This window comes from Actinosynnema sp. NPDC059335 (assembly GCF_042752395.1).
Taxonomy (GTDB): domain Bacteria; phylum Actinomycetota; class Actinomycetes; order Mycobacteriales; family Pseudonocardiaceae; genus Actinosynnema.
The window spans coordinates 1-18,069 of record NZ_JBHYXZ010000014.1 but is presented as its reverse complement, the minus strand read 5'-3'; the positions used below and the strand labels follow the sequence as shown (position 1 = coordinate 18,069).

21 protein-coding genes are annotated in these 18,069 nt (G+C 73.6%); 4 read left to right on the top strand and 17 right to left on the bottom strand.

The window, feature by feature from the left end:
* Window positions 1-101: 101 nt before the first annotated feature.
* The 9 genes from ACFXGA_RS06860 to thyX all read right to left on the bottom strand — a co-directional run bounded on the left by ACFXGA_RS06860 (window position 102) and on the right by thyX (window position 7,733).
* Window positions 102-203, bottom strand: coding sequence for a DUF397 domain-containing protein (locus tag ACFXGA_RS06860; protein WP_378084943.1), 102 nt, complete (start codon window positions 201-203; stop codon window positions 102-104).
* Window positions 204-246: 43 nt separating this feature from the next.
* Window positions 247-1,107, bottom strand: coding sequence for a helix-turn-helix domain-containing protein (locus ACFXGA_RS06855; protein ID WP_378084941.1), 861 nt, complete (start codon window positions 1,105-1,107; stop codon window positions 247-249).
* A 104-nt stretch (window positions 1,108-1,211) separates the two neighbouring features.
* Window positions 1,212-1,781 carry a dienelactone hydrolase family protein gene (locus ACFXGA_RS06850; protein WP_378084939.1) on the bottom strand — a complete coding sequence of 190 codons (570 nt, stop codon included), beginning with the start codon at window positions 1,779-1,781 and terminating at the stop codon, window positions 1,212-1,214.
* 31 nt (window positions 1,782-1,812) lie between these two features.
* Window positions 1,813-3,495: a ribonuclease J gene (locus ACFXGA_RS06845; RefSeq protein WP_378084937.1), complete on the bottom strand. Its 1,683-nt coding sequence runs from the start codon at window positions 3,493-3,495 to the stop codon at window positions 1,813-1,815.
* Window positions 3,492-4,388 carry a 4-hydroxy-tetrahydrodipicolinate synthase gene (dapA, locus tag ACFXGA_RS06840; RefSeq protein ID WP_378084935.1) on the bottom strand — a complete coding sequence of 299 codons (897 nt, stop codon included), beginning with the start codon at window positions 4,386-4,388 and terminating at the stop codon, window positions 3,492-3,494. The genes ACFXGA_RS06845 and dapA overlap by 4 nt, the downstream gene beginning before the upstream one ends.
* 38 nt (window positions 4,389-4,426) lie before the next feature.
* The gene (locus ACFXGA_RS06835) at window positions 4,427-5,047 is read right to left on the bottom strand and encodes a TIGR03085 family metal-binding protein (RefSeq protein ID WP_378084933.1); all 621 of its coding nucleotides are present in this window, start codon (window positions 5,045-5,047) and stop codon (window positions 4,427-4,429) included.
* 9 nt (window positions 5,048-5,056) lie between these two features.
* On the bottom strand, window positions 5,057-6,514 hold the full coding sequence (locus tag ACFXGA_RS06830; protein WP_378084931.1) for a serine/threonine-protein kinase: 1,458 nt from the start codon (window positions 6,512-6,514) through the stop codon (window positions 5,057-5,059).
* Window positions 6,515-6,584: 70 nt separating this feature from the next.
* Complete coding sequence (locus ACFXGA_RS06825; protein ID WP_378084929.1) at window positions 6,585-6,974, bottom strand: ACT domain-containing protein; 390 nt, start codon at window positions 6,972-6,974, stop codon at window positions 6,585-6,587.
* Between the two features lie 6 nt (window positions 6,975-6,980).
* The gene (gene thyX, locus ACFXGA_RS06820; protein ID WP_378084927.1) at window positions 6,981-7,733 is read right to left on the bottom strand and encodes an FAD-dependent thymidylate synthase; all 753 of its coding nucleotides are present in this window, start codon (window positions 7,731-7,733) and stop codon (window positions 6,981-6,983) included.
* Window positions 7,734-7,843: 110 nt separating this feature from the next.
* Between thyX and ACFXGA_RS06815 the strand changes: the two genes are divergently transcribed.
* Both ACFXGA_RS06815 and ACFXGA_RS06810 read left to right on the top strand, forming a co-directional pair.
* On the top strand, window positions 7,844-8,365 hold the full coding sequence (locus tag ACFXGA_RS06815) for a toxin-antitoxin system HicB family antitoxin (RefSeq protein ID WP_378084925.1): 522 nt from the start codon (window positions 7,844-7,846) through the stop codon (window positions 8,363-8,365).
* Between the two features lie 12 nt (window positions 8,366-8,377).
* Window positions 8,378-9,265, top strand: a complete 888-nt coding sequence (locus ACFXGA_RS06810) for a DUF4097 domain-containing protein (protein ID WP_378084923.1) — start codon at window positions 8,378-8,380, stop codon at window positions 9,263-9,265.
* Window positions 9,266-9,287: 22 nt separating this feature from the next.
* On the opposite strand, the gene ACFXGA_RS06805 is transcribed toward ACFXGA_RS06810, so the two are convergent.
* The 4 genes from ACFXGA_RS06805 to ACFXGA_RS06790 form a co-directional block, all read right to left on the bottom strand.
* Window positions 9,288-10,457 carry a hypothetical protein gene (locus ACFXGA_RS06805; protein ID WP_378084921.1) on the bottom strand — a complete coding sequence of 390 codons (1,170 nt, stop codon included), beginning with the start codon at window positions 10,455-10,457 and terminating at the stop codon, window positions 9,288-9,290.
* Complete coding sequence (locus tag ACFXGA_RS06800; protein ID WP_378084919.1) at window positions 10,454-11,041, bottom strand: TetR family transcriptional regulator; 588 nt, start codon at window positions 11,039-11,041, stop codon at window positions 10,454-10,456. The genes ACFXGA_RS06805 and ACFXGA_RS06800 overlap by 4 nt, the downstream gene beginning before the upstream one ends.
* A gap of 53 nt (window positions 11,042-11,094) precedes the next feature.
* The gene (locus ACFXGA_RS06795; protein ID WP_378084917.1) at window positions 11,095-12,108 is read right to left on the bottom strand and encodes an aldo/keto reductase; all 1,014 of its coding nucleotides are present in this window, start codon (window positions 12,106-12,108) and stop codon (window positions 11,095-11,097) included.
* A 63-nt stretch (window positions 12,109-12,171) separates the two neighbouring features.
* Entirely contained in the window at window positions 12,172-13,383 is a 1,212-nt protein-coding gene (locus tag ACFXGA_RS06790; protein ID WP_378084915.1) for a winged helix-turn-helix domain-containing protein, read from the bottom strand.
* Window positions 13,384-13,740: 357 nt separating this feature from the next.
* Between ACFXGA_RS06790 and ACFXGA_RS06785 the strand changes: the two genes are divergently transcribed.
* Together ACFXGA_RS06785 and ACFXGA_RS06780 are read left to right on the top strand one after the other, a co-directional pair.
* Window positions 13,741-14,292, top strand: coding sequence for a GNAT family N-acetyltransferase (locus ACFXGA_RS06785; protein ID WP_378084913.1), 552 nt, complete (start codon window positions 13,741-13,743; stop codon window positions 14,290-14,292).
* 79 nt (window positions 14,293-14,371) lie between these two features.
* The gene (locus ACFXGA_RS06780; protein ID WP_378085074.1) at window positions 14,372-14,818 is read left to right on the top strand and encodes a hypothetical protein; all 447 of its coding nucleotides are present in this window, start codon (window positions 14,372-14,374) and stop codon (window positions 14,816-14,818) included.
* Here ACFXGA_RS06780 and ACFXGA_RS06775 read toward each other — a convergent pair.
* The 4 genes from ACFXGA_RS06775 to ACFXGA_RS06760 all read right to left on the bottom strand — a co-directional run bounded on the left by ACFXGA_RS06775 (window position 14,769) and on the right by ACFXGA_RS06760 (window position 17,945).
* The gene (locus ACFXGA_RS06775; RefSeq protein WP_378084911.1) at window positions 14,769-15,155 is read right to left on the bottom strand and encodes a PRC-barrel domain-containing protein; all 387 of its coding nucleotides are present in this window, start codon (window positions 15,153-15,155) and stop codon (window positions 14,769-14,771) included. The two genes, ACFXGA_RS06780 and ACFXGA_RS06775, sit on opposite strands and share 50 nt — an antisense overlap.
* A 230-nt stretch (window positions 15,156-15,385) precedes the next feature.
* Window positions 15,386-15,841 carry a hypothetical protein gene (locus tag ACFXGA_RS06770; protein WP_378084909.1) on the bottom strand — a complete coding sequence of 152 codons (456 nt, stop codon included), beginning with the start codon at window positions 15,839-15,841 and terminating at the stop codon, window positions 15,386-15,388.
* Between the two features lie 8 nt (window positions 15,842-15,849).
* On the bottom strand, window positions 15,850-16,641 hold the full coding sequence (gene dapB, locus ACFXGA_RS06765; RefSeq protein WP_378084907.1) for a 4-hydroxy-tetrahydrodipicolinate reductase: 792 nt from the start codon (window positions 16,639-16,641) through the stop codon (window positions 15,850-15,852).
* Entirely contained in the window at window positions 16,638-17,945 is a 1,308-nt protein-coding gene (locus tag ACFXGA_RS06760) for a M16 family metallopeptidase (RefSeq protein WP_378084905.1), read from the bottom strand. The genes dapB and ACFXGA_RS06760 overlap by 4 nt, the downstream gene beginning before the upstream one ends.
* Between the last annotated feature and the right edge of the window lie 124 nt (window positions 17,946-18,069).

The window sequence follows — 18,069 nt, the reverse complement described above, 5'->3', positions numbered from 1 at the left end:
GCGCCCCCCCCCCCCCGGCGCGCCGGCCGGGTGTCGGCCCGGGGGGGGCGGGGGGGCGGGGGGGGGGGGGGGGCCCCCGCCCCCCCCCCCCCGCCACCGGCCTACAGGCGATCGAGGAAGGCGCGCCACGCGGCAGGGCTGAACACCAACCGCGGAGTGGTGTTCTTGGAGTCCCGCACGCCCACGGCCTCGGACGCGACCACCACCTCGACGCAATCCGTGCCAACCCCGGCGCTGTGGCTGCTCTTACGCCACCTGACTGCCTCCTGCCGCACCACTGGCCTCCCGCAGTCGCTCGAACCGGTCCGCCCACTTGGCGAACGCTGACCGCGATTGTTCCTCAGTGAGGGCGACCCGTGCGAGGTCGTTGCAGCACATCAGATACGCCTTGGTGGATTCGGCGGAGTCCAGGAACAACGACTCCGAGCCGTGCTCGACGTAGGTCACCGGGAGGTGGTCCGCGAACGTCATGAAGGTGAACGCGGTGTTCAGCGACACGGGCAGGCCGGCGGCGAACGGGATCAGGCGCACTCCTCCCCGGAACAGCAGTTGGAGCATCTGCTCGTACATGACCTGAGGCCCGCCCACCATCCGGTGCAGTGCGGCCTCGTAGATGAAGAACCGGCCCTTCGGGGCCTGTGGCTGGTCGAAGATCCTCTGGCGGGCCATCCGGTCGTCCACGGCCTGGGCGGCGGCCGGTGCGTCGCCCATCAGGGCGCTGGCGTAATCACGGGTTTGCAGCAGACCGGGGATGAAGAGGGTTTGGTAGCAGCAGATCGTCCTGGCGGCCTGCTCGTGGATGATCAGGATGCGCAGGCTGTCCGGCATCGCGACGCCGTGCGGGCGGACGTAGTGGCCCGTCGGAGGTTCGTGCGCCAGCGCCATGATGCGCTCGAAGGTGTCGGGCTCGGCGCGGAGGTGCCCGGCGAACCGGGCGATGTCCGTCGGGCTGGTGCCGCGCGTCCCGCCCTCCAGCTTCGAGAGCTTGCCCGCGGACCAGCCCAACTCCTCGATCAACGTCCCGGTCTTCACCCGCGACCGGCGACGGGCCTGGCGGAGGGCGTCACCCGGCTCCCGGCTGAGCGCGTTCGACATGCGTGACTCCATGCGGGCACGCTAGGGCCGCCTGACCTGCGGTTTCCAGCCGGTCGGGCCGATTCCACCCCAAGGGATCAGGTGTGTACCGGTGGTACCGAACCCCGGGCCGGCGGCTAGTTCAGGAACGCCAGCACGCGTTCCATCAGCAGCATGGCGGCCACCTCGTCGTAGGACGACAGGCTGGGGTCGGCGAACAGGTGCCGGTCGCCGGGGTAGAGGAACAGCTCGCCGTCCGCCGCGCCCGCGACCAGCGCACGCGCCGCGTCGATGTCGCCGTCGTCCACGAACAGCTCGTCGCCCGCCATGGCGTGCACCTGCACGGGCACGGTGGCGGGCCACGCGGACCCGAACTCCGACACCGGCACGCACGCGCTGAACAGCAGCGCGCCGGCCGCGCCGGGCTTGGTCTGGGCCAGCATCTGCGCGGGCAGCACGCCGAGCGAGAACCCGGCGTAGACGACGTCGCCGCGCAGCCCTTCGGCCGCCTGGAGGCCGCGTCCGGCGATCGTGCCGTACCCGACCCGCTCCGCGTAGTCCAGGCCGTCGCCCAGGTCGACGAAGACTTGTCCCTCGAACAGGTCCGGCACGTGCACGGTGTGCCCGGCCTCCGCCAACTGCTCGGCGAAGGCCGCGACACCGGGCGTCAACCCGTGCGCGTTGTGGAACAGCAGCACCTCGGCCACGTCACGTCCTCTCCACCCCGCGCACGGGCGGTCAGTCCACGGGGATGATGGTGGGCACGATCATCGGCCGGCGGCGGTAGGTCTCGGCGACCCAGCGGCCCACCACCCGGCGCACGGCCTGGGCGATGCGGTGCGAGTCGGTGATCCCCTCGGCCTCGGTGCGGGACAGCTCCATCTCCACCAACGAGATCGCCTGGTCCAGCGCCTTCGGGTCGTCGGAGAAACCGCGGCCGGACACGGTCGGCGGCGCGACCGCCCGGCCGGAGCTGGAGTCGACGGCCACGGTGATCGCGATGAACCCGCCCTCGCCCAGCACGAGCCGGTCGGACAGCGTGGACTCGCCGACGTCGCCGACGGACAGGCCGTCGACGTAGACGTGGCCCACCTCGACCTTGCCGCTGATCGCGGCCTTGCCGTCGACCAGGTCCACCACCACGCCGTCCTCGGCGATGACGACCCGGTCGGGGTTCACGCCCGTGGCCACGGCCAGCGCCGCGTTCGCCCGCAGGTGCCGCCACTCGCCGTGCACCGGCATCACGTTCGACGGTCGCACGGCGTTGTAGAGGAACAGCAGCTCGCCGGCCGGCGAGTGGCCGGACACGTGCACCTTGGCGTTGCCCTGGTGCACCACCGTCGCGCCGAGCCGCGCCAGGCCGTTGACCACGCCGAACACCGCGTTCTCGTTGCCCGGGATCAGCGACGACGCCAGCACGATCGTGTCGCCCGCCCGGATCGAGATCTGCCGGTGCTCGCCGCGCGCCATGCGCGACAACGCCGACAGCGGCTCGCCCTGCGACCCGGTGGAGACGAAGAGGACCTGGTCCTCGGGCATGTCCATGGCCTCGTTGAGGTCCACGAACAACCCGTCCGGCACGTTGAGGTAGCCCAGCTCGGCCGCGATGCCCATGTTGCGCACCATCGACCGGCCCACCAGCGCGACCCGCCGGCCGTACTGCACGGCCACGTCCAGCACCTGCTGCACGCGGTGCACGTGGGAGGCGAAGCAGGCCACGATCACCCGCTGGTTGGCCTTGCGGACGACGTTCTCCAGCACCGGCCCGATCTCGCGCTCCGGCGCGACGAACCCCGGCACCTCGGCGTTGGTGGAGTCCACCAGGAACAGGTCGACGCCCTCGTCGCCGAGCCGGGAGAACCCGGCCAGGTCGGTCAGCCTGCCGTCCAGCGGGAGCTGGTCGAGCTTGATGTCGCCGGTGTGCAGCACCAGGCCGGCCGCCGTCCGGATCGCGACCGCGACCGCGTCCGGGATGGAGTGGTTGACCGCGAAGAACTCCAGCTCGTACGGCCCGAACGCGCGCCGCTCGCCGTCGGTGATCTCCATCAGCTTCGGCGTCTGGCGGTGCTCCTTGCACTTGGCCGCGAGCAGCGCCAGGGTGAACCGGGAGCCGACCACCGGCAGGTCGGGGCGCAGCTTGAGCAGGAACGGCACCGCGCCGATGTGGTCCTCGTGCCCGTGGGTGAGCACGAGCGCCTCGATGTCGTCCAGCCGGTCCTCGATGGCCCGGAAGTCCGGCAGGATCAGGTCGACGCCGGGCTGGTCGTCCTCCGGGAACAGGACGCCGCAGTCCACGACGAGCAGCCGGCCGGCGTGCTCGAACACCGTCATGTTGCGGCCGACCTCGCCGATGCCGCCCAGTGCGACGACGCGCAGACCTCCGTCGGGCAGTGCGGGCGGGGGTGAGCTCGGGTTGATCACGCGTTGACTCCCAATTCGGCCTCGACGGCCTCGATGTCCTCGGTTGATGCGGGTACCAGTGGCAGCCTCGGATCCCCCACGTCCAGGCCGCGCAAACGCAGCGCGGTCTTGGCGTAGGTGACGCCGGGCATCCGGCTGAAGGGCCGCAGCAGCGGCAGCAGCGACTGGTGGATCGCGGTCGCGCCGGCGACGTCGCCGGACTCGAACGCGTCGAGCAGGTCGCGCAGCCGGTCGGCGGCGATGTGCGAGATGACGCTGACGAAGCCCACCGCGCCGACCGACAGCCACGGCAGGTTCAGCGGGTCGTCACCGGAGTAGTAGGCCAGGTCCGTGGCCGCGATGACCTTGCTGCCCGCGAGCAGGTCGCCCTTGGCGTCCTTCACCGCGACGATGCGCGGGTGCTCGGCCAGCCGCAGCAGCGTGTCCACCTCGATGGGGATGACGGTGCGCGGCGGGATGTCGTACAGCATCACGGGCACGCCGACCTGGTCGGCCACGGTGGTGAAGTGCGCGCGGACGCCCTCCTGGGTGGGCCGCGAGTAGTACGGGGTGACCAGGAGCAGCCCGTGCGCGCCCGCCGCCTCGGCCTGCTTGGCCAGGTGCACGCTGTGCGCCGTGTCGTACGTGCCCGCGCCGCTGACCACGGTCGCGCGGTCGCCGACCGCCTCGACCACGGCGCGGACCAGGTCGGCCTTCTCGGCGTCGCTGGTGGTGGGGCTCTCGCCGGTGGTGCCGTTGACCACGAGACCGTCGTTGCCCAGCTCGACCAGGTGCTCGGCGAGCCGCTGCGCCTTGCCCAGGTCCACCGCCCCCTCGGCGTCGAACGGGGTGACCATGGCGGTGAGCACGCGGCCGAAGGGTCGGCCGGGCGAGGCGGTAGGACTTCCGGTCATGGCCGGAAATCTACCGCGTCACCCTCGGCAAGCTGCGACTACATGCTCCGGTCGAGGCCGCGCACCAGCCGCACGGCGTCCTCCTCGCCGTCGTACTCCACCCGTGCGGCGGACCGGCCGAAGACGTGCACCAGCAATTCCGAGACCTGCCCGGTCAGCACCACGGGGTTCGCGCCACGCCTGGCCACGACCGCCTCGCCGTCCGGGCGGCGCAGCACCACCCCGACCGGGCTCTTGCGGTACATCAGCCGGGCGGTCGGCGCGAGCCGCCGCCACAGCACCGCGTCCCGTACCGGATCGGGTGAACGCGGCTCCCAGCCGTCCCGCGCCCGGCGCACGTCCTCGTGGTGCACGAAGAACTCGACGGCGTTCACCAGCTCGTCCGCGAGGGCCTGCGGCGAGAGGCGTGGCGGGCCGACCCGGACCAGCTCGACCAGCTCGTCCCAGGGCCGGGCGGCGTAGGCGTCCTGGACGCGGCGGGTGTGCCCGGCGAGCGGCTTGAGCAGGATGCCCGCCGCCGCGTCCGGACGCCGTTCGCGCAGCACCAGGTGCGCGGCCAGGTCACGCGTGCGCCACGGGTCGCACAGCGTGGGCGCGTCCGGTCCCACCTCGGCGAACAGCTCGGTCAGCAGCCTGCGTTCGTCCTGCGCGACGCCCATGGCACCACGTTACTTGGCGTACACCTGGTCCTTCAGGGCCGTGCCGTCCTTGTTCCACAGCACGCACACGACGTCGCGGTAGCGCTTGTCCGACGACGAGGAGGACGACGCCGGGTCCTCGGCCCACACGCCGGCGGTGGGCACGACCGCGGCGTAGCGGAACAGCGATTCCTTGTCCTCGACCGGCACCCGGTCGGACATGAAGTGCATGGTGCAGAAGTCCTCGGCGTAGTTGCGGAGCCACTCGTCGCCGGGGTAGGGCATCTTGTCCGACCCGAACGGCTCCGCCGCCGCGAAGACCTCGGTCCGGTGCGGCTCGTCGCAGTCGGTGTAGTTGACCGTGGCGTTGGGGTCGACCAGGTTGTCGCCGCACTGCCCGCTGCCCGGCTTGAACTGGGACGGCTCGATCGTGCCGCCGGGGCCGTAGGTGACCGTCTCGGCCATGGCGGCGGGCGGCTGGTCGGTGAACAGCCACCGGCCGAGGAACACGCCCGCGACCAGCAGCGCGACCGCCGCCAGCGCGCCCCCGGTGATCAGCACGCCCTTCAGCCACGGCTTCCGTACGGCGGTCGGAGCGGTGTAGTGCATGGTCTGCCGCGGCGGCGCGCCGAACCCGGTGGGCGGCGTCGGCTGGGCCACCGCGCGCTCCAGCATGGCGCGGGCCTGCGGGCCGGTCAGCCGGGCGTTCGGGTCGGGCATCAGCAGGCCGGTGATCACCGCGCCGAGCACGCCGTGCGCCCTGGTCAGCCGGGGCATCTCGTTCATGATCGCGTGCAAGGTGGACGCGGTGGTCGAGCGCTCGTAGGGGTTGACCCCCTCCACGGCGTAGCACAGCGTCGCGCCCAGCGCCCACAGGTCGGAGGCGGGCGACGCCTCGTGGCCGTGGATGCGCTCCGGCGACATGTAGGCGGGCGAGCCGATGAGGCTGCCGCTGGTGGTCAGGCGCGGGTCGTCCACGGCCTGGGCGATGCCGAAGTCGGTGAGCTTGACCCGGCCGTTCGGCGTGACCATGAGGTTGCCGGGCTTGACGTCGCGGTGCACGATCCCGGCCTGGTGGGCGGAGTCCAGCGCGGACAGCGCCTGGATCGCCATGGCGACCACCCGGTCCTGCGGCATCGGGCCGTGCGCGCTGATCAAAGTGGACAGCGTGGCGGCCTCGACCAGCTCCATGACGATGTAGGTCATGCCGCTCTCGGCGACCACGTCGAAGACGGTGACCACGCCGGGGTCGTTCAGCCGGCCCGCGGTGCGCGCCTCGCGGAGCACCCGCTCCTCCAGCACGCGGCGCTCCTCCGGCGCGATGCCGTCGGGCAGGTGCAGCTCCTTGATGGCGACCTGGCGGCCGATCACGTTGTCCTGGGCCCGCCAGACGACGCCCATGCCGCCGCGCCCCAGCTCGGCGAGCAGGGTGTACCTGCCCGCGATCACGCGCGGCTGGGCGCTCACACCCTGTGTCGGACCAGTCACCGTCACTCCTCGAAACCCGACCGCGGACCGGCGGAACGCTACTTCAGACCGTCCGTCGCCCGATCCGGTTTCACGGTTTCGTGACTTCGTGACCCGACGCACGCAGCGCCTGCACCGCCCTGGCCAGGTCGCCGGCCTTCACGAGCAGGTGGTCGGTGTCGTAAGTGGACAGCGCGAACAGGCTCACGCCCGCCGCGGCCAACTCGCCCGACAGGGCGGCCATGATGCCCGTGAGGGTGAACTCCAGCGGACCGCGCACGGTCAGCAACCGCCAGCCGGGCTGCGCGGTGTCGGCGGGCGGCGCGTGGTCGGCCGGGCACACGATCGACAGCTCCTCCGGCGTCCTGGTCACCGAGACCAGGCCCGGCGCGTCGAGCAGCCCGGCCGGGACCGGCGCGTCGGCGGGCAGCCGCACGATCGCGTACTCCCCCGGCCGGACGTCGACGATCAGCCGCTTCACGGGTCCTCAGCCCTCGGTGACCAGCGGGCTGGAGGCGACCTCGGTGCCGTCGGACAGCGTGGAGATGGTGAAGTCGGCGAACACGTTGGCCGCCGCCTTCTGCAGCTGGCGCAGGCACTCCACGGCCAGGGCGCGGATCTCCACGTCGGCGTGCTCGGTGGCGCGCATGGCGATGAAGTGGCGCCACGCCCGGTAGTTGCCGGTCACCACGATGCGGGTCTCGGTGGCGTTGGGCAGGATCGCGCGGGCCGCCTGGCGGGCCTGCTTGCGGCGGAGGGTGGCGCTGGGCACGTCGGAGAACTTCTCCTCCAGGCCCTTGAGCAGCTCGTTGTAGGCGTCGACGCTGGCCTGGGCGGCGGCCAGGAACTTCTCGTGCAGCTCGGGGTCGCCTGCGATGACGTCCGGCTCGACCATGGCGGCGTTGCGCTCGGGCACGTAGCGCTGGGACAGCTGCGAGTACGAGAAGTGGCGGTGCCGGATCAGCTCGTGCGTGAGCGACCGGGAGATGCCGGTCAGGTAGAAGCTGACCGAGCCGTGCTCCAGCACCGAGAGGTGGCCGACCTCGATGATGTGCTTGATGTAGCCCGCGTTCGTGGCGGTCGCCGGGTTGGGCTTGGTCCAGGACTGGTAGCACGCGCGGCCGGCGAACTCGGCGAGCGCCTCGCCGCCGTCGGCGTCGGTGGACCACGGGACGCCGTCCGGGGGGAAGAACTCCGTCTTCGCGATCAACTGCACCTTCGGCGACACCGTCTCAGCCATGGCCCGAACCCTAACCGAAGCCGCCGGTCGCGCCGGCCCTGCCGCGTGCCGTCATGAGCGACATCACCGGTCGCCTTGACTGATGTCAGATTTGACGTCATGGTGGTGTCATGGATCTGTCGCCGTACATCGCAGCACTGCGCGAGGACCTCGCGACGGCCGCGTCCGCCGGGGACGACAACACCCGGCGCACCGCGGCCCTGCTGTCCGCAGCCCTGGAGCCCGCCGCGCGGCTCGCGCTCATGAACGCGTTGTCCGACCTGGCCGCGGAGGTCACCGCGGCCCTCGACGGCCCCGTCGTCGACGTGCGGTTGGACGGACGGGACGTGCGGGTGGTCGTCACCGGCACGACCGCCCGGGAGGAACACGAACCGGAGCCGCAGGAGGTTCCCCGGCCCTCCGCCGGTGACGCCACGCGCGTCACGCTGCGGCTGCTGGACGAGCTGAAGGCCAAGGCCGAACAGGCCGCGGCGGCCCAGGGGATGTCGTTGAACACGTTCGTCGCGCAGGCCGTGCAGGGCGCGGTCGGCGGGCGGCGCGGCGGCGGGCACAAGCACTGGGGACCGCCGAAGGACCAGGCGGGCGGCGACTCGTCGTCGTCCTCGCGGGTCCGCGGCTGGGTGCAGGGCTGAGGAGGGGGACCGATGGAATCCGATGTGGTGCGGCAGCAGGGCTTCGACGTCGACGGCGTGGCGGAGATCGACGTCGCGCTGGTCGCCGGCCGGGTGCGGGTGCACCTGGTGGACGAGCCGGGCGTGCACGTCGAGCTGAGGCACGACCCGTCGCCGGGCGAGTCCTGGACCGCCGGCCTGAACGGGCTGCTGAACTGGGTGAACAACCAGTTCGGCACGGTGCCCGGCCAGCCGTCGGGGCCGGCCGAGGCGGTGCGGGACGCCCGGGTCGAGCTGTCCGGCGCCCGCCTGAAGGTGCACGCGTCCAAGGCGTTGCCGCTGCGCGCGGTGCCGCTGAGCGTGACCGTGCGCGCTCCGCTCGGCTCGCACGTGATCGCCAAGACGGGCTCGGCGGACGTCACCGTGACCGGCGCGGCCGGGCGGCTGGAGATCCAGACCGGCACCGGCGACGTGACCACCGACCAGGCGGACGCGCCGTCCCAGGTCAACTCGGGCTCGGGCAAGCTGCGGCTCGGGCCGATGCCGGGCGGGCTGCGGGCCAAGACCGGCAGCGGTGACGTCGAGGTGTCGGCGATCGGCGGCAACACGGTCATCTACACCGGCACCGGCGACGTGTGGCTCGGGGCCGTGCAGGACGACGTGCAGGTGCGCACGGGCGGCGGCGACGTCACGCTGGCCGACGCCGCGGCCGGCCGGATCCAGCTCGGCACCGGCTCGGGCGACGTCCGGGTGGGCGTGCGGCCGGGGGTGTCGGCGCAGGTGGACCTGGCCTCCAACTCCGGGTCGGCGCGCAGCGACCTGGACGTTTCCGACACCCCGCCGGAGACCGAGCCGGCCCTGTTCATCACCGGCCGGACCACCAGCGGCACCGCCCTGGTCACCACCGCCACCACGGCGTGACCGGCTCCGGGGCCCGCGGCGCTCAGGACGTGCCGCGGGTCCCGCGCTCCACCGCGCCGACGAGCGCGAACACCGCGCAGGCGCCCACGCCCAGCGCGGTCGAGAACACGGCGGCGTCGCCCGCGGCCAGGAACACCGCGCTCACCACGCTCGCCGCCGTGAAGCCCACGGCGGCGAACGAGTAGAGCACCGAGAAGCCGACCGACCACGAGCCGGCGGGCAGGGCCTCGGTGACGGTCAGGCTGCGCGCGGTGCTCGCGGCGGCCTGGAAGCACCCCGCGCAGCCCACCAGCACGACGGTGGCCACGGGCGAGCGCACCACCCCGACCGCCACCACGACCAGCGCGAACAGCGACGCGAGCACCAGGGTGTGCCGCAGCGCGTTCCCCGGCCGGCGGCGCAGGCCGTACAGGAAGCTGCCCGCGATGCTGGACACGGCCAGGGCGGACAGCGCCGCGCCGGCCCACGCCGCCGGTGCGCCGCGGTGCTCCAGCAGGCTCGGCAGCGTCACCTCGACCGCCGCCTGGAGCGCGAGCACGACCGTGACGACGACCACCGCCGGCCAGATCGCCCGCACGACGCGCGCGGACCCGCGCACGACCGCGTCGCCCTCCGCCCCCAGCGACCCGGGCAGCCGGCCCGCGACGACCGGCGTCACCAGCAGGGCGGCGGCGACGACCAGCAGCGCGGCGTCGGCGCTCCACACCGCCACCGCGACGCCCACCAGCGCCGGACCCGCGACCTGGCACGCCTGGTTCACGATCACGTCGAGCGCCAGGGCGCTCCCCCGGCCGTCCGGCGCGGACCGGACCAGCAGCGTGCGCAGCCCGCCGAACGTCCCGGCGGCCACCCCGCCGCCCACCGCCGCGAGCACCACGGCGGCGACCGGGAGGCCGAGCCGCAGCGACACGACCAGGCCGAGCAGCGCGACCGCCTCGGCCACCGCGACGCGGGACAGCTCCGGCCGCAGCGGCCGGCGCTGGAAGCGGGCGCCCATCCGCGGCGCGGCGACGGCCTCGCCGGCGGCGTACGCGCCCGCGATGACCGCGCCCCAGGCGTACGAGCCGGTGTGCTCGGCGGCCAGGAACACCGCGGCGAGCGGGACCGTGCAGACCGCCAACCGGGTGGCCACCGTGGCGACGAGCCACCACCACGTCAGCGGCCGGGCGAGCAGCTCCCGGTAGCCGGTCACCCGGCCGACCGCAGCCCCGCCACCAGCAGGGACACCACCGCGTCGAACGCCGCGTCGACGTCCGGGCCCGCCCACTCGGCGGCGTGGGCCGGGTCGTGGAAGCGCGCGGTGGCGTCGAACACCGCCTTGGCGCTCACGGCCGGGTCCGGGGTCGTGAAGTCGCCGGACGCCACCCCGTCGGCGACGATCCGGGTCAGGTCGCCGACCATGGCCTCGATGTGCGCGGCGACCACGGCGCTGTTCTCCCGCACCAGCACCGAGAACGTGGCGAACAGCTCCGGGTCGTCCAGCGCCTTCCGGCGCTTGGCCTCGAACAGGGCGGCGAGCCAGGAGCGCAGGCGCTCCGGCGCGGGGGTGTCGGCGGTGGCCACTCCGGCGAGCCCGGCGTGCGCCCGGTCGAGCCAGCGCTGGGTGACGGCCTCCCGCAGCGCCGCCTTGGTCGGGAAGTGCCGGTAGACGCTGCCGTGGCTGACGCCCAGCGCGCGGGCCACGTCCACCACGGTCGCCTTGGCCGGGCCGTACCGGCGCAGGACGTCCTCGGTGGTGCTGAGGATGACCTCAGCGGTCAGTGCGCCGTCCGCCACGTGGTGCCCCCTGGTGTCGCCTGCCGGTCCGGTCCATTGTGCGTGGGCCGCGGTCAGCGCTCGCTGTCCAGGTGGGCCATCAGGGCGGGCGCGTAGCGGTCGCCGGCCACGGCGTCGGCCGGCACGGCGGCCTCGATCCGGGCCAGGTCGGCGGCCGTGAGCGTGACGTCGAGCGCGCCCAGGGCCTCCGTCAGGCGGTCGCGGCGGCGGGCCCCCACCAAGGGCACGATGTCCTCGCCCTGCGCCAGCACCCAGGCGATGGCGAGCTGGGCGACCGTGACGCCCTTCTCGGCCGCCACCGCGCGCAGGGCCTCCACCAGCGCGAGGTTGTGGTCGAGGTTGTCGCCCTGGAAGCGCGGCGAGACGGCGCGGAAGTCGGTCGGCTGCCGGGACGCGGTCCAGTGGCCCGAGATCAGGCCGCGCGACAGCACGCCGTACGCGGTGACCCCGACGCCCAGCTCGCGCGCGGTGGGCAGGATCGACCGCTCGATGCCCCGGGACACGAGCGAGTACTCGATCTGGAGGTCGGCGACGGGGTGCACGGCGTGCGCGCGGCGCAGCGTCTCCGCGCCCACCTCGGACAGGCCGATGTGGCGCACGCGCCCCTTCTCGACCTCCTCCTTGATCGCGCCGACGGTCTCCTCGATCGGCACCGCCGGGTCGAGCCGGGCGGGCCGGTAGACGTCGACGTGGTCGGTGCCCAGCCGGCGCAGGGTGTAGGCGAGGAAGTTGCGGACGGCTTCCGGCCTGCCGTCGTTGCCGTGCCAGCCGCCGTCCGCGTCGCGCAGCGCGCCGAACTTGACGCTGATCGCCACGTCCTCGCGCCGGCGCTCGCGCAGCGCCCGCGCGATCAGCAGCTCGTTGTGGCCCATGCCGTAGAAGTCGCCGGTGTCGAGCAGGGTCACGCCCGCGTCCACGGCGGCGTGGATGGTCGCCACGCTCTCGGCCTCGTCGGCCGGGCCGTAGAGGTCGGACATGCCCATGCAGCCCAGGCCGAGCGCCGACACCTCGGGACCGGTGGAGCCCAGGGCGCGGCGCGGCAGCACGCGATCGGTGGAGTTCGTCATGACCTCCACTATGCCAGTTGGGCTGACAGATTTCAACATCTGTCAGCCCAACGTCTCACGCGCTCACCGGACGACCGCCGTGAGAGCCGGGGCGAGGTCGCCCTTGGGCGCCACCCGGACGTCGTCCAGCTCCAGCCAGTCGGCCATGTGCCGCAGCTCGGCGGCCAGCTCGACCGCGACCCGGCCGACGTCCGCCGTCGGCTCGGAGTGCGCCGCCTGCACCCGCAGCACGCCCGCGGCCCGGTCCGCCTTCAGGTCCACCCGGCCCACCAGCTCGCCGTCCAGCAGGAACGGGAACACGTAGTACCCGTGCACCCGCTTCGGCGCGGGCACGTAGATCTCGATGCGGTAGAAGAAGTCGAAGATCCGCTCGGTGCGGGCGCGTTCCCAGATCAGCGGGTCGAACGGGCACAGCAGCGCCCGACCGGTGATCCGGCGCGGGACCCGCGCCTCCACGTGCCGGTACGCGGGGACGCCCCAGCCCTCCACCTCGACCGGCTCCAGCACCCCGGCCTCCACCAGCTCCGCCACCGCCTGCCGGCTGCGCGCGGGCTGGAGGCGGTAGTAGTCGCGCAGGTCCGGCTCGGTCGCCACGCCCATCGCCGTCGCCGCCCGCGCCACCAGCTCGCGCGCGCCCTCCTCCGCCGACACCGACAGCCGCCGGGCCAGCGCCTCCGGCGGCAGCACGCGCTCGCTCAGGTCGTACAGCCGCTCGAAGCCGCGCCGCGACCCCGTGGTCAGCACGCCCTCGCCGAACAGGTACTCGCACACCTTCTTGACCTCGGACCAGTTCCAGCCCCAGTGCTCCTTGGCCCGCGGCCCGCCGCCCGCCAGCGCCTTCTCGATCGCGCCCGCGCCGACCGGGCCCAGCTCCTTCACCACGGCCAACACGTCGTCCACCAGCTGCGGCGTGCGCTCGACGATCGCCGCGTAGTTCTTCCACCAGCCCGGCCGCTTCGCCCCGGAGTGCAGCAGCGCCCAGTCCTCCAGCGGCACCAGGCTCGCCTCGTGCGCCCAGTACTCCACCAGCAGCCGTGGCTTGCGCGCGCTGTGCGCCCACGCGGCCTCGTCCACCAGCGACGGCGCGTAGGCGCCGAGCCGGCTGAACAGCGGCATGTAGTGCGCGCGGACGGCGACGTTCACCGAGTCGAGCTGCAACAGGCGAATCCGCGACAGCACCTTCTGCAGGTGCCGGCGGGTGGGCGCGGAAGCGGGCCGGGGGTCGGCGAAACCCTGTGCGCCCAGCGCGATGCGGCGGGCGACGTCTGCGCTCATTCTCTGCACGACTGGATGGTCCCACCGGGGTATGACAGTCACGCACGGTAGCCCGGACAGCGCACCCGCCCCCACCCGCGGCGGGACCGGAGGGGGCGCGGACCGGGCCGGACCCGGACCCGCCGGGCATCGGTTTCCCGAAGCCGCCCGGTGATCTTGCCGCCCGGACCGCCGGGGATCACCTCCACCCCGGCGGCGCGATCGGCTCCGACCGGGCGGACGGCGGGTCGCCGTCCGCTCCCACCGGGAGGACGGCGGGCTCCGGGCGGCGTGCTCGTCGTCTCCCCGCGCGGGCGGCGGCCGGCTCGGCGGACCTGCCTCCGCCGCCCGGCGGACCGGAGGGCTATAACAGTGCGCATGGCCGACGCCACCGTGCGCACCGCGCAGCCCGACGACGTGGCGGAGATCGCCCGCATCCACCGCGACACCTGGCGGACCGCCTACGCCGACCTCGTGCCCGCCGACGTCCTGGCGTCGATCGAGGTGGAGGAGACCGCGCCGGCCTGGGCCGATGCGGTCGGGCGCGGCCAGGTGCTCGTCGCCGCCGAGGGCGCGTGGACGGTCGGCTTCTGCGTCGCGGGCCTCGCGCCCGAGGACGAGGTGGCGCGGGCGGACGGCTCGCTGCCCGCGGACGCGGCGACCACGGCGCTGGTGAGCGTGCTCGTGGAACCCCGCTGGGGGCGGCGCGGCCACGGCGGCAGGCTGCTCGCCACGGCCGCCCGCCGGCTGCGCGAAGCGGGCGCGACGCGGGGCGTCGCCTGGGTGCCGGAGGCGGACCGGGCCTCGATCGGCTTCTACGGCAAGGCGGACTGGGAGGCCGACGGCACGGTGCGCACGCTCGACGCCGGCGGGCGTCCGCTGCGCGAGATCAGGGTTTCCGGGGGGTTGGCCCTACTGCTCACGCCCTGATCCCGCGGGTAGCCTCGGCCGGGTGCTCGGGTTCGGGTGGGTGTGCCTCACGTTCAGCGTGGCCTTCGGCTCCGCGTTGATGCCTCTGATCAGCATCGAACTCTTCGTGATCGGCCTGGTGACCCAACAACCGGGCATCTCGTGGTGGTGGATCGGGCTCGCGGTCGCCCTGGGCCAGGTGCTGGGCAAGATGTTCTACTTCCTGGCCGCCCGCGGCTCGCTGCGCTTACCGGCGTTCCTCAGGCGCGAGGAGAAGCCGGCGAAGCCCGTGGCGCCGTGGCGGCTGAAGTGGCGGGCCCGGCTGGAGTGGGTGCGGGCGCGCTGCCACCGGCACCCGCACTGGATGTTCGGCACGCACGCGGTCAGCTCGGTGGTCGGCCTGCCGCCGTTCATGTTCACCACCGTGCTCGCGGGTCTCGCGGGCATGTCGTCCTGGCTGTTCCTCTCCACGAGCGTGCTCGGCCGGTTCGCCCGGTTCAGCGTCCTGGCCGCCTCGCCCGCCGCGGTGGCGGGGTGGTGGCACTGACGCCCTCGCCCACCGGGCGCTCGTGGCGCACCAGGCGCTGCTCGGGCAGCGTCAACCCGTAGTGGTCGTGCAGTTCCAGCTGCTCGGCCTCGGACAGCTCCCGGTCGTCGACCTTCGGCGCGTCCTCCACCTCGCGCTTGTCCACGGGCACCACCAGCCTGCGGTCGCGCACCTGGGCGCCGCGGATCGGCACGAGCGTGGTCCCGGTCTCCCGGCGCACCGAGGCCCACAACGGGCGGCCACCGGCCAGCCACACGGCCGCGACCGGTCCGATGGGCCGGCCGTGGCGGTCCAGCACGTCACAGTCGTAGAGGCGGTCCACCGCTGCGCGTTCCATGCCTCCTCGGCTACCCGACCGAGCGCACGACCGCACTCGGAACCACCCGGACGTGTAACGGTCAGCCGAGCGCGAGGGCGACCCCGACGGCGGTCGCGAGGACGAGGCAGGCCACGGCCAACCGGAGGTTCTCCAACGTGTTCGCCATGTACTCACGGTAACGAGCACGCGTGAAAGATCCAAGGCAAGAGACCGTGAAGACCGGATGAATCACGTCTCAGTCGGCTGGATCACACCGTATTCGTCGGCGACTGGAACAGCTCGATCGCTCTCCGCATGGTCTCCCTCGCCCGACCGCGGTCACCCGCCAGGTCGTACGCCTGGGCCAGCAGGAACCACGCCCGCCAGTCGTCGGGGCGCGCCTCGACGTCGGCCCGGCGCCGGTCGAACCACTCGTCGGCGGCGTCCCGGTCCACCCGCCCGGACGGGCGACGCGGCAGCCCGGACGTGTCGAGGAGACCGCCCTCGGCGTCGAGCTGCCGCGCCATCCGCTCGGTGGTGAAGCCGAACCGCAGGTTCGTCCACGCGATCCACGCGCCGATCAGCGGCAGCACCAGCACCCCGACGCCGAGGCCGATGCCCACCGGGTCGCCGGTGCCCAGGAGCACCGCGGCCCGGCCGCCGAGCAGCACGAAGTACACCGCCAGCGCGGCGGTGATCAGGAACGCGACGGTGCGGGTCCTCACGCGGACCTTCAGAGGTCCATGTACTTGTCCAGGCCCACGGTGAGCCCCGGGTGCCGCGCGATCGACCGCACGGCCAGCAGCACGCCCGGCATGAACGACTTGCGGTCCAGCGAGTCGTGCCGCAGCGTCAGCGTCTCGCCCTCCGTGCCGAACACGACCTCCTGGTGCGCGATCAGCCCGGCCACCCGCAGCGAGTGCACCCGGACGTCGCCCACGAGCGTGCCGCGCGCGCCGTCGGCCTCCTGCGTGGTCGCGTCCGGCATCGGGCCGAGGCCCGCCGCCTCCCGCGCCCGGGAGATGAGCCGGGCGGTGTGCGCGGCGGTGCCCGAGGGCGCGTCCACCTTGCGCGGGTGGTGCAGCTCGATCACCTCGGCCGACTCGTAGTACCGGGCGGCCAGCTCGGCGAACCGCATGGACAGCACCGCGCCGATGGCGAAGTTCGGCGCGATCAACACGCCCAGCTCCGGCTTCGACGCCAGCCACTCCGCCACCGCGTCGAGCCGCTGCGCGTCGAACCCGGACGTGCCCACGACGGCGTGGATGTCGTTGTCCACGCAGAAGCGGAGGTTGTCCATCACCACGTCGGGGCCGGTGAAGTCGACCGCGACCCGGGCGCCGGCGTCGGCCAGGTCGGACAGCCGGTCGCCCGCGTCGACCGTCGCGACGACTTCCATGTCCGCCGCGGCCTCGACCGCGCGGCACACCTCGGCGCCCATGCGGCCCCTGGCGCCGATGACGCCGACGCGGAGCGGTTCGGCCGAGGACCCGCTCGCGGGGTCGGGCGGGGGTACGGAACTCAAGAGATCACCTCGTGCACCTGGGACGGCAGATCGTCGGCGTGAGCGTAAGGGCCGACCACGGCGGCGGCGACGGGGCGTCGCAGCAAGTCGCGCGCCAGCGCCGCGACGTCCTCGGCGGTGACCGCGTCGATGCGCGCCAGCGTCTGCTCCACCGACAGGTAGTCGCCGTAGTTCAGCTCGCCCTTGCCGATGCGCGACATGCGCGAACTGGTGTCCTCCAGGCCCAGCACGAGCCCGCCGCGCAGCTGGCCCTTGCCCCGGGCCACCTCGGCGTCGCTGATCCCCTCGCGCGCCACGGTGGACAGCACCTCGCGCACCACGCCGGCCACGTCGCCGAGCCGGTCGGGCTGGCAGCCCGCGTACACCGAGAGCGTGCCCGCGTCCGCGTAGAGGCCCACCGACGAGTACACCTGGTACGCCAGGCCGCGCCGTTCCCGGACCTCCTGGAACAGGCGCGAGCTCATGCCGCCGCCCAGCGCGGCGTTGAGCACGTTCAGCGCGAACCGGCGCTCGTCGTGCCGGTCCAGCCCGCGCACGCCCAGCATCAGGTGCGCCTGCTCGGTGTCGTCGGAGTGCAGCACCAGCTTGCGCGACGCGGGGATGCGGGCGCGGCCGGACCGCGGCGCGACCGGCGTGCCGACGCGGTCGAGCCGGTCGCCGACCTGCTTGCGCACCAGCCGCATCACCCGGGCGTGGTCGATGTTGCCCGCCACCGCGAGCACCATCCGCGGCAGCGTGTAGCGCTTCTTGTAGAAGCCGAACAGCGCGTCGCGGTCCATGTCCCCGATGGACTGCTCGGTGCCGAGCACCGGCCGGCCCAGCGCGTGGTCGCCCAGCAGGGCGTCGAGGAACGCGTCGTGCAGCAGGTCTTCCGGGTCGTCGTCGCGCATCGCGATCTCTTCGAGCACCACGCCGCGCTCGGTCTCGAAGTCGCGCGGCTCGCACAGCGCGTCGAACACCACGTCGCACACCAGGTCCATGGCCAACGGCAGGTCCTCGTCCAGGACGTGCGCGTAGTAGCAGGTGTGCTCCTTGGCGGTGAACGCGTTCAGCTCGCCGCCGACCGCGTCGATCTCCTCGGCGATCTGCGCGGCCGTGCGGTTCGCCGTGCCCTTGAACAGCAGGTGCTCCAGGTAGTGCGCGGCGCCCGCGACCTCGGTCCGCTCGTCGCGCGACCCGACCTGCACCCACAGGCCGACCGACGCCGACCGCACGCCCGGGATGCGCTCGGTGATGACCCGCAGGCCCGACGGCAGCAGGCTGCGGCGCACGGCCACGCCCTCCGGGCCGCGCTCCAGCGACACCGTGCTGCCGGGCTTCTGCAGGTGCCCGAGCGGGCGGGTAAGCGGACGGGGGGGTGGGGGCGGAGGGCGGGGGGGGCCTCGCCGCGCCCGCGGGCGCGCGGGGGCGGCGCGGGGCGGGCGGGTC

Bases quoted from the DNA above. Each gene is read 5' to 3' on its own strand.
- ACFXGA_RS06810 (WP_378084923.1), top strand. From the start codon at position 8,378: ATGGAATCCGATGTGGTGCGGCAGCAGGGCTTCGACGTCGACGGCGTG.
- ACFXGA_RS06775 (WP_378084911.1), bottom strand. From the start codon at position 15,155: ATGGAACGCGCAGCGGTGGACCGCCTCTACGACTGTGACGTGCTGGAC.
- ACFXGA_RS06790 (WP_378084915.1), bottom strand. From the start codon at position 13,383: ATGAGCGCAGACGTCGCCCGCCGCATCGCGCTGGGCGCACAGGGTTTC.
- ACFXGA_RS06835 (WP_378084933.1), bottom strand. From the start codon at position 5,047: ATGGGCGTCGCGCAGGACGAACGCAGGCTGCTGACCGAGCTGTTCGCC.
- ACFXGA_RS06795 (WP_378084917.1), bottom strand. From the start codon at position 12,108: ATGACGAACTCCACCGATCGCGTGCTGCCGCGCCGCGCCCTGGGCTCC.
- ACFXGA_RS06815 (WP_378084925.1), top strand. From the start codon at position 7,844: ATGGATCTGTCGCCGTACATCGCAGCACTGCGCGAGGACCTCGCGACG.
- thyX (WP_378084927.1), bottom strand. From the start codon at position 7,733: ATGGCTGAGACGGTGTCGCCGAAGGTGCAGTTGATCGCGAAGACGGAG.
- dapA (WP_378084935.1), bottom strand. From the start codon at position 4,388: ATGACCGGAAGTCCTACCGCCTCGCCCGGCCGACCCTTCGGCCGCGTG.
- ACFXGA_RS06780 (WP_378085074.1), top strand. From the start codon at position 14,372: ATGCCTCTGATCAGCATCGAACTCTTCGTGATCGGCCTGGTGACCCAA.
- ACFXGA_RS06855 (WP_378084941.1), bottom strand. From the start codon at position 1,107: ATGGAGTCACGCATGTCGAACGCGCTCAGCCGGGAGCCGGGTGACGCC.
- ACFXGA_RS06785 (WP_378084913.1), top strand. From the start codon at position 13,741: ATGGCCGACGCCACCGTGCGCACCGCGCAGCCCGACGACGTGGCGGAG.